General features: G+C 39.5%; 18 protein-coding genes. 8 read left to right on the forward strand and 10 right to left on the reverse strand.

What is annotated here, in order from left to right; genetic code table 11:
* Nucleotides 1-41: 41 nt before the first annotated feature.
* Nucleotides 42-1,013: an asparaginase gene (locus tag ASF86_RS14020; protein WP_056482990.1), complete on the forward strand. Its 972-nt coding sequence runs from the start codon at nucleotides 42-44 to the stop codon at nucleotides 1,011-1,013.
* Between the two features lie 14 nt (nucleotides 1,014-1,027).
* Entirely contained in the window at nucleotides 1,028-1,825 is a 798-nt protein-coding gene (truA, locus tag ASF86_RS14025) for a tRNA pseudouridine(38-40) synthase TruA (protein ID WP_056483204.1), read from the forward strand.
* Nucleotides 1,826-1,851: 26 nt separating this feature from the next.
* Here truA and ASF86_RS14030 read toward each other — a convergent pair whose 3' ends face one another.
* Nucleotides 1,852-2,862 carry an AraC family transcriptional regulator gene (locus ASF86_RS14030; protein WP_005037036.1) on the reverse strand — a complete coding sequence of 337 codons (1,011 nt, stop codon included), beginning with the start codon at nucleotides 2,860-2,862 and terminating at the stop codon, nucleotides 1,852-1,854.
* A gap of 263 nt (nucleotides 2,863-3,125) precedes the next feature.
* On the opposite strand from ASF86_RS14030, the gene infA reads away from it, so the two are divergent.
* On the forward strand, nucleotides 3,126-3,347 hold the full coding sequence (gene infA, locus ASF86_RS14035) for a translation initiation factor IF-1 (RefSeq protein ID WP_001284370.1): 222 nt from the start codon (nucleotides 3,126-3,128) through the stop codon (nucleotides 3,345-3,347).
* A 51-nt stretch (nucleotides 3,348-3,398) separates the two neighbouring features.
* Here infA and ASF86_RS14040 read toward each other — a convergent pair whose 3' ends face one another.
* Entirely contained in the window at nucleotides 3,399-3,770 is a 372-nt protein-coding gene (locus ASF86_RS14040; RefSeq protein ID WP_003654719.1) for a lysozyme inhibitor LprI family protein, read from the reverse strand.
* 174 nt (nucleotides 3,771-3,944) lie between these two features.
* On the opposite strand from ASF86_RS14040, the gene ASF86_RS14045 reads away from it, so the two are divergent.
* On the forward strand, nucleotides 3,945-4,352 hold the full coding sequence (locus ASF86_RS14045; protein ID WP_045434880.1) for a hypothetical protein: 408 nt from the start codon (nucleotides 3,945-3,947) through the stop codon (nucleotides 4,350-4,352).
* 52 nt (nucleotides 4,353-4,404) lie between these two features.
* Here the strand turns inward: ASF86_RS14045 and leuB are convergent, their stop codons facing one another.
* The 4 genes from leuB to leuC form a co-directional block, all read right to left on the reverse strand.
* On the reverse strand, nucleotides 4,405-5,484 hold the full coding sequence (gene leuB / locus ASF86_RS14050; RefSeq protein WP_004640985.1) for a 3-isopropylmalate dehydrogenase: 1,080 nt from the start codon (nucleotides 5,482-5,484) through the stop codon (nucleotides 4,405-4,407).
* A gap of 33 nt (nucleotides 5,485-5,517) precedes the next feature.
* Nucleotides 5,518-6,108, reverse strand: a complete 591-nt coding sequence (locus ASF86_RS14055) for a hypothetical protein (protein ID WP_003654712.1) — start codon at nucleotides 6,106-6,108, stop codon at nucleotides 5,518-5,520.
* Nucleotides 6,109-6,220: 112 nt separating this feature from the next.
* Nucleotides 6,221-6,868, reverse strand: coding sequence for a 3-isopropylmalate dehydratase small subunit (gene leuD, locus ASF86_RS14060; RefSeq protein ID WP_056482993.1), 648 nt, complete (start codon nucleotides 6,866-6,868; stop codon nucleotides 6,221-6,223).
* 18 nt (nucleotides 6,869-6,886) lie between these two features.
* A complete protein-coding gene (gene leuC, locus ASF86_RS14065; RefSeq protein ID WP_056482997.1) occupies nucleotides 6,887-8,305 on the reverse strand; it encodes a 3-isopropylmalate dehydratase large subunit in 1,419 nt (472 codons plus the stop codon).
* A 237-nt stretch (nucleotides 8,306-8,542) separates the two neighbouring features.
* Here leuC and ASF86_RS14070 point away from each other — a divergent pair, with 237 nt between their 5' ends.
* Entirely contained in the window at nucleotides 8,543-8,797 is a 255-nt protein-coding gene (locus ASF86_RS14070) for a DUF2061 domain-containing protein (RefSeq protein WP_003654707.1), read from the forward strand.
* Between the two features lie 115 nt (nucleotides 8,798-8,912).
* Nucleotides 8,913-9,773, forward strand: a complete 861-nt coding sequence (locus ASF86_RS14075) for a LysR family transcriptional regulator (protein WP_004640979.1) — start codon at nucleotides 8,913-8,915, stop codon at nucleotides 9,771-9,773.
* 7 nt (nucleotides 9,774-9,780) lie between these two features.
* Here ASF86_RS14075 and ASF86_RS14080 read toward each other — a convergent pair whose 3' ends face one another.
* From ASF86_RS14080 to ASF86_RS14095, 4 genes are all read right to left on the reverse strand, one after another.
* A complete protein-coding gene (locus ASF86_RS14080; protein WP_005044977.1) occupies nucleotides 9,781-10,032 on the reverse strand; it encodes a hypothetical protein in 252 nt (83 codons plus the stop codon).
* A gap of 127 nt (nucleotides 10,033-10,159) precedes the next feature.
* A complete protein-coding gene (locus ASF86_RS14085) occupies nucleotides 10,160-10,903 on the reverse strand; it encodes a sporulation protein (RefSeq protein WP_056483000.1) in 744 nt (247 codons plus the stop codon).
* Between the two features lie 54 nt (nucleotides 10,904-10,957).
* Nucleotides 10,958-12,397, reverse strand: coding sequence for a DUF2252 domain-containing protein (locus ASF86_RS14090; RefSeq protein ID WP_056483004.1), 1,440 nt, complete (start codon nucleotides 12,395-12,397; stop codon nucleotides 10,958-10,960).
* 198 nt (nucleotides 12,398-12,595) lie between these two features.
* On the reverse strand, nucleotides 12,596-13,246 hold the full coding sequence (locus ASF86_RS14095) for an HAD family hydrolase (protein WP_056483007.1): 651 nt from the start codon (nucleotides 13,244-13,246) through the stop codon (nucleotides 12,596-12,598).
* A gap of 182 nt (nucleotides 13,247-13,428) precedes the next feature.
* Between ASF86_RS14095 and ASF86_RS14100 the strand changes: the two genes are divergently transcribed.
* The gene (locus tag ASF86_RS14100) at nucleotides 13,429-13,914 is read left to right on the forward strand and encodes an RNA pyrophosphohydrolase (protein WP_003654696.1); all 486 of its coding nucleotides are present in this window, start codon (nucleotides 13,429-13,431) and stop codon (nucleotides 13,912-13,914) included.
* Nucleotides 13,915-13,998: 84 nt separating this feature from the next.
* Nucleotides 13,999-16,293: a phosphoenolpyruvate--protein phosphotransferase gene (ptsP, locus tag ASF86_RS14105; protein ID WP_004640970.1), complete on the forward strand. Its 2,295-nt coding sequence runs from the start codon at nucleotides 13,999-14,001 to the stop codon at nucleotides 16,291-16,293.
* The last annotated feature ends 277 nt before the right edge of the window (nucleotides 16,294-16,570 follow it).

Consider the following 16,570-nt stretch of genomic DNA (forward strand, 5'->3'; position numbering starts at 1 on the left):
CCATAAGCAGTCAAAGATGACTGCTTTTGTGCCTGAAAAAGATGAAAAAAATAGCCTTATTTTATATGGGTGGTACTTTTGGCTGTGTAGGTGAACCTTTAGCGCCTATGCCATATGACCAATTCTTACCTCAACTTGAAAAAGTTATACCACCTCATTTAACGGTCGACTGTTTTGCTGCCCCAAATATTGTAGATAGCAGTGCTTGTACAGCGCCCGACTGGCTATGTCTTATTCAACGCATACAACAACTACAACTTGAAGGCTATCAGCACTTCGTCGTTATTCATGGTACAGATACTCTCAGTTATGCTGCTGCGACTCTAGCTCGTTTTCTAGGACAGAGTTGCCATGTGGTTATTACTGGTAGTCAATATCCTCTCCTTAATATTCAAGGGAATGATACCCGTGAGTTTACTGATGCAATTGATAATTTATATCTTGCATTAGAACAGGCGATTAGCTTACCTGTGGGTGCTTACCTTGCGTTTCATCATCAAGTATTTCATGCTCAAACTGTGTTAAAGACACATACAACTGAACTTGACGCTTTTTCTGGTCTTAAAGCTGAATCTGAATTTACACCTCAGCAAAACGGGTTAATTCTGCAAGATACGCAAATCGAACGTGCAGCATCTTTTCAAATTTTGAATTGGATGATGCAACCTATCGCGACCACTCAGCTCGTTCAACAATTACGAAATTTACTGCCAGCCCCACCTCAATTTTTAGTATTGCAAGGTTTTGGTACTGGAAACATAGCTGTTAATCAGGAACTACTCGCAACATTAGATGAGCTCTATACACATGGCTGCGTTCCGATTCTTACGACTCAGGTGACGTTTGGGGGTATTGATCAACGCTATGCAATTAGTGAGTGGACAAAAACTGCAAAAATTGTCATTAGTGATGCACATAGTCATGCAGATCTCTATGCAAAAGCACTTCAAATCTATTTAAAATACTCAACCCCAGAACAGTGGCTCAGCCATTGGAACAAAAATTTGCATTAAATAGAGGTAAAGCCATGCAACGTTATGCAGTCGGTATTGAATTTAGCGGAGTTCAATATCGAGGTTGGCAAACTCAACAGCCAGGCGTTGCCAGCGTACAAGAAACCATTGAACGTGTGCTTAGCAAAGTCGCAAATGAGCCTATAGCACTTCATGGTGCTGGTCGTACCGATGCAGGAGTACATGCGACAAATATGGTGGCACACTTCGATACGCATGCCATTCGCCCAGAAACAGGGTGGTTAAGAGGGGCAAACAGCCAACTACCTAAAGATATTTCCATTCAGTGGATTAAACTGATGGATGAAAGTTTTCATGCTCGCTTTAAAGCGACGGCTCGACGTTACCGCTATATTATATATAACACGCCTCATCGCCCTGCACTATTGCATAAACAGGTTACTCACATTTACCAACAGTTAGATGTGAAAAAGATGATTGAAGCAGCTAGTAAATTTGAAGGTACTCATAACTTTGAAAGCTTCCGTGCAGCGGCCTGCCAATCAAATCAGCCTGTTCGACATGTAAAACATTGCCGTTTATTTGAACATGGACGTTATTTGGTTTTAGATATTCAAGCAGATGGTTTTTTACACCATATGGTTCGTAATATTGTTGGGTGCTTACTCGAAATTGGTCAAGGTATGTATGAAATTGATCATATCGATGCAATGTTTGCTGCACAAGATCGTAAGGCAGCAGGAGTCACTGCCCCGCCAGATGGTCTTTATTTTATTCAGTGTAACTATCCTGAGCAGTTTGATTTGCCACAGCCACCACTTGGACCACATTGGCTAAACTTACCTGAGTAAGCTTAGCCAGCTCTACATATACTTATTTAGCGATGTTGTTTACGTTTCCGATATTCAACTGGTGTCTCATTTGTCCAACGCTTAAATGCACGATAGAACGTACTTGGTTCAGAGAAACCTGTTAAATACACAATACGTTCAACACTCTCATTGGTATTGGCCAAAAGTTTTTTAGCTAATCGGCAACGATAGTCAGAAAGTATTTGCTGAAAACTAGTATTAGCTTCGCTTAACTGAGTACGTAAGCGACGTGGGGTAATATTCAACTGAGCAGCAACCGTTTCCAAGGTTGTTTCTCCGCTTTCTAACGTTGACCCAATTGCTCTACGAACTTCACCTACTAAATCATAGCGTGCTAATTCTTGCAATTTTTCAATCGCAAGCTGCTCATGCAATTGCAATAACTCGGGCTCTGCTTGCCAAAGCTGAAAATCCAGAATAGCGGGATCAAAATATAAACGTGTTTCTTTTTGACCTAAACTGACCGGACAGCCATATACGCGGAAATATTCATCCTCAGCTGCTCCTTCGCTGAAGTTAAAATCGATAAAAATCGGGTGAAATTGCCCTTCGGTAATAAATTTAAAAAATCTAAGGATGCCCGAAATTGCACATTCAGAGAAATGGCGATTAACAAGATTATCAGCACCGATCTGCTCGCCATTGGTTAAATAACAACGCCCTTCTTCAATCACTAGTTTTGCATCAAATGCGTCACTAATGAGGCGCTGATAAGCCAAAGCCCGCTTTAGGCCTTCACCAAAGGTATCACTACTAATAAATAGATGTTCAATGACCTGACCACGATATAAAGGCAAATGCTCGCCTAAATGCAGACCGATATCTGGATCTTTACTGACTTCCTGAGCGGCAGTCCAAAAGGCATACTGTGCACTTAACGGTGTACGTGCATTCGTATCAACCTGATTTAAAGCAACTCCCGCTTTGGTTAATATTTCTTCTGTTGGCAATCCCGCACGACGAATCGCTTGATAGCCAAAGCGTAATACAACTGATGCATCTGTTAGCTGACCCACGCAGTGCCCTTCCATGTAGATACTTCATTGATATTTAGGGCCGTTGACTTTTACGCAATTAACAGTCCCTAATAACTATGATTTTAGATTAGCGTTGATTGACCGAACTGACAACAGAATTAAACTTCTTTTGTGAAAAAAATTACATCTTTTTTTATTAGTCATACTTTAACCAGATGCTTGAGTAGAAGTATGTCTATCTTGTTTTTTTTAAATAAATTGACTATAATTTGCGCCTTTCCAATTTGATCATCAGGTAGGCTATGGCCAATAAAGAGGAACTCATTGAGTTCGAAGGCGTTGTCACCGAAACGCTTCCTAATACGATGTTCCGTGTACGTCTTGAAAACGGTCACGAAGTTATTGCACACATTTCTGGTAAAATGCGTAAACACTATATTCGTATTCTTACTGGCGACAGTGTAAAAGTCGAAATGACTCCATATGACCTCACTAAAGGTCGTATCACGTACCGTGCTCGCTAATTAGTGAATGCAAAAAAGCCACTTCATGATGTGGCTTTTTTATTGCGTTGTTTATTCACTTAAGCGACTGGTTTTACATCCCACCGTTTGGCATTCACGCAATCTTTCTTGCAGCCAATGGTTTCTTTCTTGCGTTGTCTGTAAACGACATTGCACGTCTACACTATTTCTATTTGAATCTGTACACTCAGCATCACGTTGACGTATCCATGCAAGCTGAGATTTCTTAAGAATATTTTTTTGCGCAGTATTTAACTTTACTCGCAATGCTTGATAATTCTTATTCAGATCTACATCTGCACTCGCATAAATTTTATTTGTACAGTAAATATCATCATAAGTATTGCGGGCACTATCACAGTTATCAGCATAGACGACAGTCATTCCTAAACTGCATAAAAATGCAAAAGCAATTTTTCTCATACTTTTCTTCCTTAAGTTTTCTATAAAATTATTATTAAAGCGATTTGAATGTAATGATAAATTTAAAGGTAAGTTCACCTTCCATTTATCATAATCTTCCTTTTTTACTTTACAAGCATTCAAATCCAACCTATTGTTCTTTAATAATAAATATAATTTTTTATTGAGATAAAAATGAATATAGATACCCGATGTAAAATTGGCCTACTTTGTTTGATCATAATGAATGTGAACGGTTGTACTAGCCATCCACGCCAATCTATAGATTTACAAGAGTATTTAAAGAGCTTTCTAGGTAAATCTTCTGCAACCATTCGGCAAGATATCAATCTACGTAGTCTTGGTTTTCAAGTCGCTAATGCTCCACAGAAAACACCCAATCAACTCATCTATACGATTTTACGTCCATTAAACATCCCAATCCCAATGGTGACTAATGTCGATATGAGAGGTAATTCTGTCGCTATACAGTCAGGTAATTTGGGTGGCAATTCTTACGATGTGAATTTCAACTGCAAGGTTATTTTCCAGCTTAAAAATGATATTGCCGAGTCTATTCAATATGAAGGTAAAGCCTGCTAAAACATAGGCATAAAAAAACGCAGCGTTGAGCTGCGTTTTTTATAAGAAGCTTTTAAGCAAGAGCAGCTACCACTGCCTCACCCATCTCGGCTGTACCCACTTTTGTCATACCTTCAGACATAATATCTGCTGTACGTAAGCCTTGATCAAGTACTTGACCTACAGCATCTTCAATTGCTTTTGCAGCAGCTTCTTCACGGAATGTATAACGAAGCATCATTGCAACAGAAAGAATAGTTGCTAATGGATTGGCAACATTTTGGCCAGCAATGTCAGGTGCAGAACCATGACAAGGTTCATACATACCTTTGCCATTTTCATCTAAAGAAGCTGATGGCAGCATGCCGATTGAGCCTGTAAGCATTGCCGCTTCATCAGATAAGATATCGCCAAACAAGTTACCTGTTACGATCACGTCAAACTGTTTTGGCGCACGTACAAGCTGCATTGCAGCATTATCTACATACATATGTGAAAGCTGAATGTTTGAATAACTCGCTTGCTGCAAATCAGTAACTGTTTGCTTCCAAAGTTCTGTTACTTCTAAAACGTTCGCTTTATCGACTGAACAGACTTTACCACCACGTAAACCTGCAAGTTCAAAAGCAACTTTTGCAATGCGCTTAATTTCACTTTCAGAATAAACGTCTGTGTTATAGCCTTGTTTTTCACCGTTTTCGAGTTCACGAATACCACGTGGCTGACCGAAATAGATACCGCCAGTAAGCTCACGAACAATCAGAATATCTAAACCAGCAACAATTTCAGGTTTTAAGCTAGAAGCATCTGCCAATTGCGGATATAAAATCGCTGGGCGTAAGTTAGCAAACAAGTTGAGTTCACTACGAATTTTTAAAAGACCACGTTCAGGACGGATAGAACGCTCGATCGCATCCCATTTTGGTCCGCCTACTGCACCCAGTAAAATTGCATCAGCTTTTTTTGCCTGTTCGCTCGTTACAGCTGGATACGGTTCGCCATGTGCATCAATTGCCGCACCACCCAATAGGCCATGTTCCCAAGTCAACGATAAATTAAATTTTTCATTTACTGTATTTAATACTTTTTCTGCTGCCCCAACAATTTCAGGACCAATACCATCACCAGCTAAAATTAAAATCTGTTTAGACATGAACTTTTTCCATTTTCCAAAAAACAAGCAGTGTTATGACGACCGCGGTGTTAGTTTTTTCTGTTCAAGGAACTCGCCTAGCCCTGTTGTTACATCAAATGGTCGACAAAAACGGCGAATAACACGCTCATCTTGCTCTAAATCGACACATAATGGATCTGGTACAGAAACATTCAGCAAACTACCCGAACGGTTAGTTTTGTCTCGGTACATTTTAAATGTATAGCGATGGTTGGCATTAAACTGGTGAATCACATGGATTGTTTCAGCCCGATCTGGAGAAATCGGATAGAAACGGATCACCACTTCATATTGTTTAGCAGGCACAGATAAATATAAACTGTTGGTTTGCCCGAGCACTGAACCGTGCAACCGTACAATTCCTTGATGAATTGCCTGATTACTAATTCTTCGTGTTTGCGCATCCACTACAGTAATATCATTTAGTCGTTCAAATTCACAACTCTTCGCACCCGAACAATATATTGCTGCATTCTGCCCCAAATTTTCTTGTTCAGCCTGCTTAATACGGACAGTATCCACTACATTGTACGTGCTCTGACAAGCACTGAGTGTTATTGCGCACAGGCTCAACAAAAAGCTATGAGTAACGTTCCTCTTCATTGTTCAAGCCCAATCCTCATCTAGTGCATAATTTTAAGGTGTTTTTATGCTTTAGCATGTTAGCAAGAGTTTGAACACTACGCCATGGCTATGTTTAAAATGTACCAAAAGGTTAATTTAACTCTTGGAATACCCAAGGACGAACCTGTTTAGTTTTTTCTTCATAAGCGCGAATTGCATCCGCATTTTGAAGCGTTAAACCAATATCATCCAAGCCATTTAACAAGCAATGCTTGCGAAATGGATCAACTTCAAATTTAAAAGCTTCACCTGTTGGGGTACGCACTTCCTGAGCCGCTAAATCAATTGTTAATTGATATCCTTCATTGGTAGCGCATTCTTTAAATAACTGATCAACAATTTCTTCTGACAAAATGACAGGTAACATGCCATTTTTGAAACAGTTATTAAAGAAAATATCAGCAAAGCTTGGCGCAATAACAGTACGGAAACCGTATTCATTCAATGCCCAAGGTGCATGCTCACGACTTGAACCACAACCAAAGTTAGTACGAGCAATTAAAACATTTGCGCCTTGATAACGTGGTTGATTCAAAACGAAATCCGGATTTTTTGGACGAACTGAATTATCTTGCCCCGGATAGCCTTCATCTAAATAACGAAGTTCATCAAATAAGTTATCGCCAAAACCAGTACGTTTGATTGATTTCAAAAACTGTTTTGGAATAATTAAATCTGTATCAACATTGGCACGATCTAATGGTGCAACGATACCTTGTTCAACTGTATACGCTTTCATGGTTTGCTCCAGACCGAATTAAAATGAACGAACATCAACAAAGTGACCTGCGATTGCAGCCGCTGCCGCCATTGCTGGGCTCACCAAGTGAGTACGACCACCATTGCCTTGACGACCTTCAAAGTTACGATTAGACGTTGATGCACAGTGTTCACCCGGTTGTAATTTATCTGCATTCATTGCTAAACACATTGAACAACCCGGTTCACGCCATTCAAAACCAGCTTCCAAGAAGATTTTATCTAAGCCTTCTTTCTCTGCCTGTTGCTTAACTAAACCTGACCCAGGAACAATCATGGCTTGCTTAATGCTAGACGCCACTTTACGGCCTTTAACCACCTCAGCCGCAGCACGGATATCCTCAATACGAGAGTTAGTACAAGAACCAATAAAGACACGGTCAAGTTGAATATCAGCTAATGCCTGACCTGCGTTTAAGCCCATATATTGATAAGCACGCGTCCAGTCATTACGTTGAACGTCATCTTTAGCTTGTTCTAAGGTTGGAACTGCTTCAGTTACCGGAATAACCATCTCAGGTGAAGTTCCCCAAGACACTTGTGGTTCAATCTCTGCGCCATTTAATTCAACTACAGCATCAAAGGCAGCATCTTCATCTGAATGCAAAGTGTCCCAGTAAGCAACTGCTTGTTCCCATTGCTCGCCTTTTGGTGCATAGCTACGGCCTTTCACGTATTCAACGGTTTTGTCATCGACAGCAACCATGCCTACACGAGCACCCGCTTCAATCGCCATGTTACATACCGTCATACGTCCTTCAATCGACATATCACGGAACACCTGACCACCAAATTCAATCGCGTAACCTGTACCACCTGCGGTACCAATTTTAGCAATAATTGCCAACACCACATCTTTTGGTGTCACACCTTTGCCTAATACGCCATCTACACGGATTAACATATTTTTAGATTTTTTCTGAATCAAACATTGTGTTGCTAACACATGTTCAACTTCAGAAGTTCCAATACCATGTGCCAAACAACCAAAAGCACCGTGTGTTGCTGTATGTGAATCACCACACACTACGGTCATGCCCGGTAAAGTTAAGCCTTGTTCTGGGCCAACGACATGCACAATACCCTGACGGATATCATTAATATTAAATTCAACAATATTAAAGGCTTTACAATTGTCATCTAAGGTTTGAACCTGAATACGAGACGTATCATCTTCAATACCCGCGATGCCTTGCTCACGTTCTTTTTTAGATGTTGGAACGTTATGGTCTGGTGTAGCAACATTTGCACTTAAACGCCATGGTTGACGACTCGCAAGTTGCAAACCTTCAAATGCTTGTGGACTAGTCACTTCATGCAATAAATGACGGTCAATATAAAGTAAACATGAGCCATCATCACGCTGTGAAACAACGTGGTCATCCCACAATTTGTCATATAAAGTTTTGCCTGCCATGTCGTCTTGCTCCATTGGACTGGGTAATTCTAATCTTTCTTCGATTATAGCCAGAGTTTCACATAAATCTAATTTATCATTTTTATAAATTAGAAAACTTTTTGGAATTAATCATAATCCCTTCTATACACATCAAATTTAACAAATCGTTTTTATTAATGATTATCATTTGCATAATCAATTTTTAATCTTATACTCTCATCTCTATACTAAAAATATCTAAAGTGGCTAAAGAGAATGATCATGGCTAATATTCAAAAATTCGTTGTAAATAATCAACGTACCTTAAAGAAAACCTTCAGCTATTACATTATGCATATTAGCGTAGCGATGATAGTTGCATACTTTGTAACAGGTAATATCTGGATGGCTTTAACCTTAAGTATGCTTGAGCCAACCGTACAAGCATTTGCTTTTTTCTTTCACGAAAAAGTATGGGCAGCTAAAGACCGCCGCATTTCAGCCTTAGCTGAGAAAGAGACAACGGCTTAGGCTAAGATTAGTGCGGTAATTCATAACTTTCTAACTCGTTTTGCTGCAAGCATGATACGATTTTGGCTTGGCAACTTTAGCCCCTCGATTTTTCTATTCCAAGTTGAGTTGTATTATGAATCTTGCAGCCTTTGAAGCTTTTGTAAAAGTTATGGAAACAGGGTCTATCTCTGTGGCAGCAGATCAATTATTTATTACTCAACCTGCTGTAACCAAACGGATTCACAGCTTAGAAGAGTATTTTGGTGTCAAACTATTTGAGTCCGCAGGCCGAGGCGTTCAAGCAACTCATGCTGCGCATTCATTATTACCCAAAGTTAAAAACTGGCTAAATGAGCTTGGAGACATCCATCACACCCTAAGCCATGAGCAAAATCAGGTACAAGGTCGTTTAAAAATTGGAACGAGTCATCATATTGGCTTACACCATTTACCTGCGCCCCTTAAACACTTTGTTCAGCAATTTCCTCAGGTCACTTTAGATGTGCATTTTGTTGACTCAGAGCAAGCGCATGAAAAAGTGCTTGCCGGTGATTTAGAGTTAGCATTTTTAACACTTCCCCCTTCAGGTGATGAGCGCCTTAACTACATTACCATCTGGAATGATCCTTTAGTTTTTGTTGCTGCCCCTTTTCATCCATTGGCACAAAAAAAGAATCTGACCTTACAAGATTTAATTGAATATCCGAGCTTGTTACCCGCTGCACAAACTTACACTGCTCAAATCACTTTAGCCGAGTTTGAAAAACAAGGGCTTAAACCAAAAATCACCATGAGCAATAACCCGCTTGAGTCTATTCGTATGTTGGTGTCTATTGGTTTAGGTTGGTCAGTTTTACCAAAAACTCTGTTGAATCAGGATATGCAACAACTTGATTTAGATGTAAAAATGAATCGCCAATTAGGCATGGTATGGCATCCTGCGCGCACTCAATCCAGAGCTATGCAGGAACTGATTAAAATGATGCAGGAGTAGTTGATTATTAGCGACTATATTTTTTAAAAAGGATATAAACTAGAACAGCAAAAGGTAATAGTAAAAATAATACGCCCCAACCAAAGAAAATAGCGGCAAAGATAATACCGAGTAAAGTACCTGAAAATAATAAAAAAATAATGTAAATGAAGAGTTCACCAATGAGTGTGATGAAACCGTCAATCAGTTGCCCACCAAATTCTTCAAGAAGATTGCCACTACGGGTCTTCTTTTCTTCGGTCTCGTTCTGATTATCCATCATATCCTCACACATCATCACGACCGCTTTAAATCGCCCTTACTCTCAATGCAGCAAAAGCGATTTAAATATAAGGCTCTTATCAAGTTGATAAAAAACTCTCATTTGATGCGCATAATTTAATTTATCAAAGCTGCAATAGGCTTCGAATTTGTTGCACAATTTGGTTTTCATCAAGCATATGATGCGGAATGGTCATCGTTAAGAGTTGATCTGATCGAAAATGACGGTCAACTTCAAGCATAACGTGAGTTTGATTAGGCTCAGCAATGAAAGAGACTTCAACCTCATTAAACCCACTAAACATATGTGAAGAGACAAATTCAAGCTCTTGGTAACAACCAATTGTTGATCTAAAATTTCGTGCAGTAAGTTGACCTTTTTCGACATCAACTGTTGATAAAATAAAGCTACATCGCTGCATGGCCTGCAAAAACACTTGCATAGCGGGAGTTGGCAGCACTTTTAAATAATCACGATCAGTTGCATCTAATCCCCAATCAACATCCATATGAGTTTGAATCCAAACACGTGTACCATTTCGTCGACAAGCGACTTCGGTAATCGGTGTCTCAAATGGTAATTGAATACTGAAAGGGAAAGAATGAGCTTGATGTGCTGGCAGTAAAAATCGAGAATTCACTAACCACTCTTGTAAGACCAAAGGTTGATTAAACTCATGGTCACCAGATTCAACTTCTGCCATTGTCATCAACTTCAAATAAAGGCCATTAATCTCTTTATCAGATGATCCCCCCTTGAAGCTAATTTCCCCATGCAGTGTCTCACCTGCTTGCAAGTTTGGATTGTGTAAAACAGTTTCTACCGTTACGCCTTGAAGACCCAAACCAGACATAATTTTATTAAACATTTTTTCTCTAACCTTTCGAATTATTTGATGTCATCTGTAGCAGCATACTTATTCTTAAAGCGCATCATCTCCAGCGAGCGGAATTTTACCTTCTGCAACTTCGTTCATAAATTGCTGATAGTCATTTAGATTACGTTCTGCATATTCCTCTGCATACGTTTGCAATACTTCTACGATCGTACGGCCCTCTCCAAGATATCCCATAAGTACATCAGCATTTCCAGACTTAGCATGGGCATGAGCTAAAGCCAAACCACAACTTTCAGCATACTCATTGAAATACTCATCATCCATATCACTAAGATCAACCGAGATTTTCATATCACGTAACTGACGTATATGAAAATGTTGATTAGGGGTTGAAGAGAATCCAAGGAAGATGTCACTGGCAGCTTGCATAAGTTGCTGACCATGTACCACGCGCTCGCCTTCATGTTTTACTTTTTCTACAAATAACGGACTAAGAATCGATGGATTCGCTTCTTTCATTTGTAAAATTAACGGTTCCCGATCTGCATCCTGAAATAATGCAATCGCGGATCGTGTACCCACACTTCCGACACCAACTACTTTCAAAGCCACATCGGTCCGTTGATAACGATCAAAAAGTACTTGGCGATCATATTTCAAAGAATCTCGATATTGCTGAAAGAATGCATCAACATCTTTACTGAACGGTTCATCTGCCTTTGGATGCCATAATAACGGCGCATCATCCACAAAATGACGAGATCCCGTATCTTGATCTTGCTGTGTGAGCTTCGGTAAAACAGAATATGCATTTCTCTTTTGTGCTGAATCAAGATGCTTCGCGCGTTTCTTTCTTAGCTTTCGGCATTCAGTGTTTTCTAATAAAGTACTGGCATCAACTTTTTCATACCAAACTTGTAGAGGCGAAAGTTTCGTATTTTCTAATAAGTGCTGACGATAACTATTCAACATCGTTTTAATTGCTTTTAAACCCACTTTATCCGCAAGATCAATATCACGAGCAGCAATCACAAAACTGGTTGCTAAACGCTTTAAATCCCATTCAAATGGGGCAACCAAAGTCTCATCAAAATCATTGATTCCAAACAACAAGTTTCGTTCCGGGCTAGCAAACCCACCAAAATTACTTAAATGACAATCGCCACAAATCTGTTGAAATAAACCTGAGTTCACCTGCTCCCAAGCTTGATCAAACAGCATCAAAGAAGGCATACCACGATAAAATGTAAATGGTGAAACGCTCATTCGTTTTGCACGAATCGGTTTGAGCTGCTCTAAACGTCCTTGATTACTCCAATCATAGATAGTTAAAGCAGTTATACCTTTTGGTCGTTCAGAAAGCTCTGACAGCTGTTCTCTCGGAACTTTTTTACGTTGAGCCTTACCTAATTTGAAGCCTTCGCTTTTATTAAGTAATTTCCCCTGATAGCTATGACGTGTTAAATCAATACTTTCATCATTCCAAAGTTGTTTTGGTAATTTAATTTGTGGTGTTTTTGGCATTATTCCCTCATTTTTAAATTAGAATTTTTTATATTCTTAAACCTTTACCAAGATAAAATTTATTTTTTATTAGACATATTCATATCTACTTTTGGAACAAGATTTATCAAAAACATTCAGAAAATGATTTTTAAATATAATTAATTAAGAGTTGGAAGACCTCAAAGCTTTGCAAGCTACTCTTCCAACTCCACAATCTTAAATCGACCAGTCCTGAGTTTCCCAGCGATTTTCTTGAGCCAGCTTTTCAAGGCGATCATCAGGATTTACTGCAATCGCATGAGTTGCATATTCAAGTAAAAAGCGATCGTTGATTGAGTCTGAATATGCCCAAGATTCAGATACGCTGCGTCCAGCCAACCAGTCGTCGAGACGTGCAAGTTTACCTTTTTGATAACACGCCAAGCCCGCAACTTTACCCGTATATTTCCCATCTGCAACTTCAGCATTGGTTGCCAAAATTTCGGTAATACCAAATTCACGGAAAATAGGCGCAGTAATAAAATCACTTGTTGCCGTAATACCCACAATTGTATGACCTAAATCTTGATGCTTTTTGATTGCATCAAAACCTTTTGGACGCATTTGTGGACGAATAACTTTTTGCATGAACAATTGGTGAAGCTCAGTTAAGTAGTTATTGTCGTGCTTTGTTAAAAATCCAAAGACAAATTCATTATAAGCATAGGGGTCAAGTTGCCCTGCTTTGTAATCTTCATAAAATTTATCATTCATCTGACGATGATGAACCGGATCAACCAAACCTTCATTGACTAAAAATTCACCCCACGAGTGGTCTGAATCGGTATTTAACAAGGTATGGTCTAAATCAAACAACGCCAGTTTCATGAAAATTCTCGTTTAAACTGAAATTTAAGAAAAAAAATGTAAATCTATCTCCGCTAGTCGATAGAAATTCGTTAAGATCGTAGCAATTTAAACATTTTACTTTGATCTTTTCGAGCTGGACATAAAAAAGTGTTTGTCCCCGCGATTAAAGTCAACGATATAGACAATATTTAGGTAGCCAAATGATCGATTCAGAAGGTTTCCGACCGAATGTCGGGATCATTTTGGCAAACGATGATGGACAGGTTTTATGGGCAAAGCGCATTGGTCACAATGCTTGGCAATTTCCACAAGGAGGCATTCAGTTTGGAGAAACCCCTGAACAGGCACTTTTTCGAGAACTGAGAGAAGAAATCGGCTTATTGCCCGAACATGTCCAGATTATTGCGCAAACCAAAGGATGGCTGCGTTATCGTTTGCCACATAGGTACATTCGGTCAGACTCTGACCCCGTATGTATCGGACAGAAACAAAAATGGTTTTTACTGAAATTGACTGCGCATGCAAGAAATATTCAGTTAGACCTCTCTGACCCACCCGAATTCGATGAATGGCAGTGGGTTAGCTATTGGTATCCTCTTGGACAAGTGGTGAACTTCAAGCGTGATGTTTATCGCAAAGCCATGGTGGAGTTGTGTACACAGTTGCCGATGCAACAATTACCCTAAAAATCATTTATCTAGCAAATGATTTTTATTGAAAGTGCTGTTATAAATACATTCATAGTCTAAAAAATACTGGAGTATACATCCATGTCAAACATGCAACTCGACACTCTACGGCGCATTGTCCAAGAAGTTAATGCGTCCGTCAGTTTGCATGAATCATTAGACACCATGGTCAATCAGGTTGCTGAGGCCATGAAAGTGGATGTTTGCTCTATTTATTTACTCGATGAACGCAATCAGCGCTATGTATTGATGGCCTCTAAAGGCTTAAATCCAGAATCTGTGGGCCATGTTTCACTGCAACTCGGTGAAGGCTTGGTCGGTCTGGTCGGGCAACGTGAAGAAATAGTTAACCTTGACAATGCACCAAAACATGAGCGTTTCATGTATTTACCTGAAACAGGTGAAGAAATTTACAACTCATTCCTCGGCGTACCTGTCATGTATCGCCGTAAGGTTATGGGTGTTTTGGTTGTACAAAACAAACTTCCTCAAGATTTTAGCGAAGCAGCCGAGTCATTTTTAGTTACTCTGTGTGCCCAGCTTTCTGGTGTTATTGCCCACGCTCACGCAGTTGGAAATATTGACGTATTTCGTAAACCAAGTAATGGCCCTGCCTATAAAACCTTTCAAGGTGCTTCAGGTGCAGGCGGTGTTGCTTTAGGTCGCGCTATTATTTTATATCCACCTGCCGATTTGGGTTCAGTACCTGACCGTGAAGCAGAAGATATTAGTCATGAACTTCGACTTCTAGATCAAGCCATTTCATCAGTGCGTTCAGAGATTCGCTCTTTAGATGAAAAAATGCATGATTCATTAATGGCAGAAGAACGCGCTTTATTTAGTGTTTTCTTAAGAATGCTAGATGAAAATGCATTGCCGGCAGAAATTAAAGAACTCATTCGTGACGGGCATTGGGCACAAGGTGCTGTGCGCCGTGTCATTGAAAAGCACACTGCCCTATTTGCACAAATGGAAGATGACTATCTTCGTGAGCGAGTTTCTGATCTTAAAGATTTAGGCCGACGTATTTTAGCCTCGTTGCAAGAAGAAGATTCTAGCCACCGTGAGCTCAGTCCAGACAGTATTTTAATTGGTGAAGAAATTAGTACTGCGGCACTAGTCGAACTACCAGTTGATAATATTGCAGCGATTGTTACATCCGAAGGCGCAGCAAATTCACACATGGTGATTGTGGCTCGAGCACTAGGAATTCCAACTGTGGTTGGCGTAACTGAACTGCCAGTTAACACACTTGATGATGCAGAAATGATTGTGGATGCCTATCAAGGGCGTATTTTTGTAAATCCTCCACGTCGTTTACGCCAACGTTATAAAGAAATTCAAAAAGAAGATGAGCAGATCGCAAAAGATCTCAAACAATACGAGACAAGAGAAGCGATTACTCCAGATGGTGTATCTGTTCCACTTTACGTAAATACAGGCCTTATGATTGATGTGGTTCGCGGTGTACAACGCGGAGCTCAAGGTGTGGGTCTATACCGAAGTGAAATTCCATTCATGTTACGGGAACGTTTCCCGGGTGAAGAAGAACAACGTGCAATCTATCGTCAACAATTGAGTCACTTCGCCAACAAACCTGTGGTAATGCGAACTCTGGATATTGGTGCCGATAAAGACTTACCTTACTTCAGTATTGAAGAAGAAAACTCGGCATTAGGATGGCGTGGTATTCGTTTCACGCTCGATCATCCCGAGATTTTTTCGTCACAAATTCGCGCAATGCTCAAAGCAAGTATTGGTTTAAATAATTTGCATATTTTATTGCCAATGGTGACTACAGTAAGTGAAGTCGAAGAAGTACTTTATTTACTTGAGCGTGACTGGATGGCGGTGCAAGAAGAAGAGCAAGTTAAAATTACCAAGCCAAAAATTGGAATTATGGTTGAGGTACCAAGCGTACTACTACAAATTGATGAGTTTGCTGAACTTGTCGATTTCTTCTCGGTCGGTTCAAATGACTTAACTCAGTATTTACTTGCAGTTGACCGTAATAATCCACATGTGGCAAACGTTTACTCGCACTTCCACCCATCCGTTCTACGTGCTTTAACTCGCTTAGTTAAAGAATGTCATGAATACAAAAAACCTATTAGTATTTGTGGTGAAATGGCAGGTGATCCATTATCTGCAATTTTGCTCATGGCGATGGGCTTTAATACCCTTTCAATGAGTTCGAGTAACATTTTGCGAGTACGAAAAGCAATTTGTCATGTACCTATGACAGATGCACAAAAACTACTTGATGATGTCATGAAAATGAATAATCCACTCATTGTGAAAAGCTGGCTTGAGTACTACTTTAAAACTCACGGTTTAGCAGATATGGTCAAATCAAATCGAATCGTAAATGTTTAATATATAAATAATAAAGGAGAGCGATGCTCTCCTTTATTTATTTTAGATAGCTTCTACGATCACTGAATATAAAAATTTCTTTTCACTCTCAGTTCTGCCCTACTTTTTAAATTAAACAAAAACATAATCGGTTTTTCAAATCAATACTGCCAGTTTAATCCATTTGAAAAATAAGAGTTCTACTTCTAGTATATTTAAAGAGCGTTATTAAAAGATCTTACGTTGTTCCAACAATTGAAGAGGTAATTCTATGCATCATTATTTACAGCCTTCAGCT

The sequence above is a fragment of the Acinetobacter sp. Leaf130 genome, assembly GCF_001423205.1.
Taxonomy (GTDB): Bacteria; Pseudomonadota; Gammaproteobacteria; order Pseudomonadales; family Moraxellaceae; genus Acinetobacter; species Acinetobacter calcoaceticus.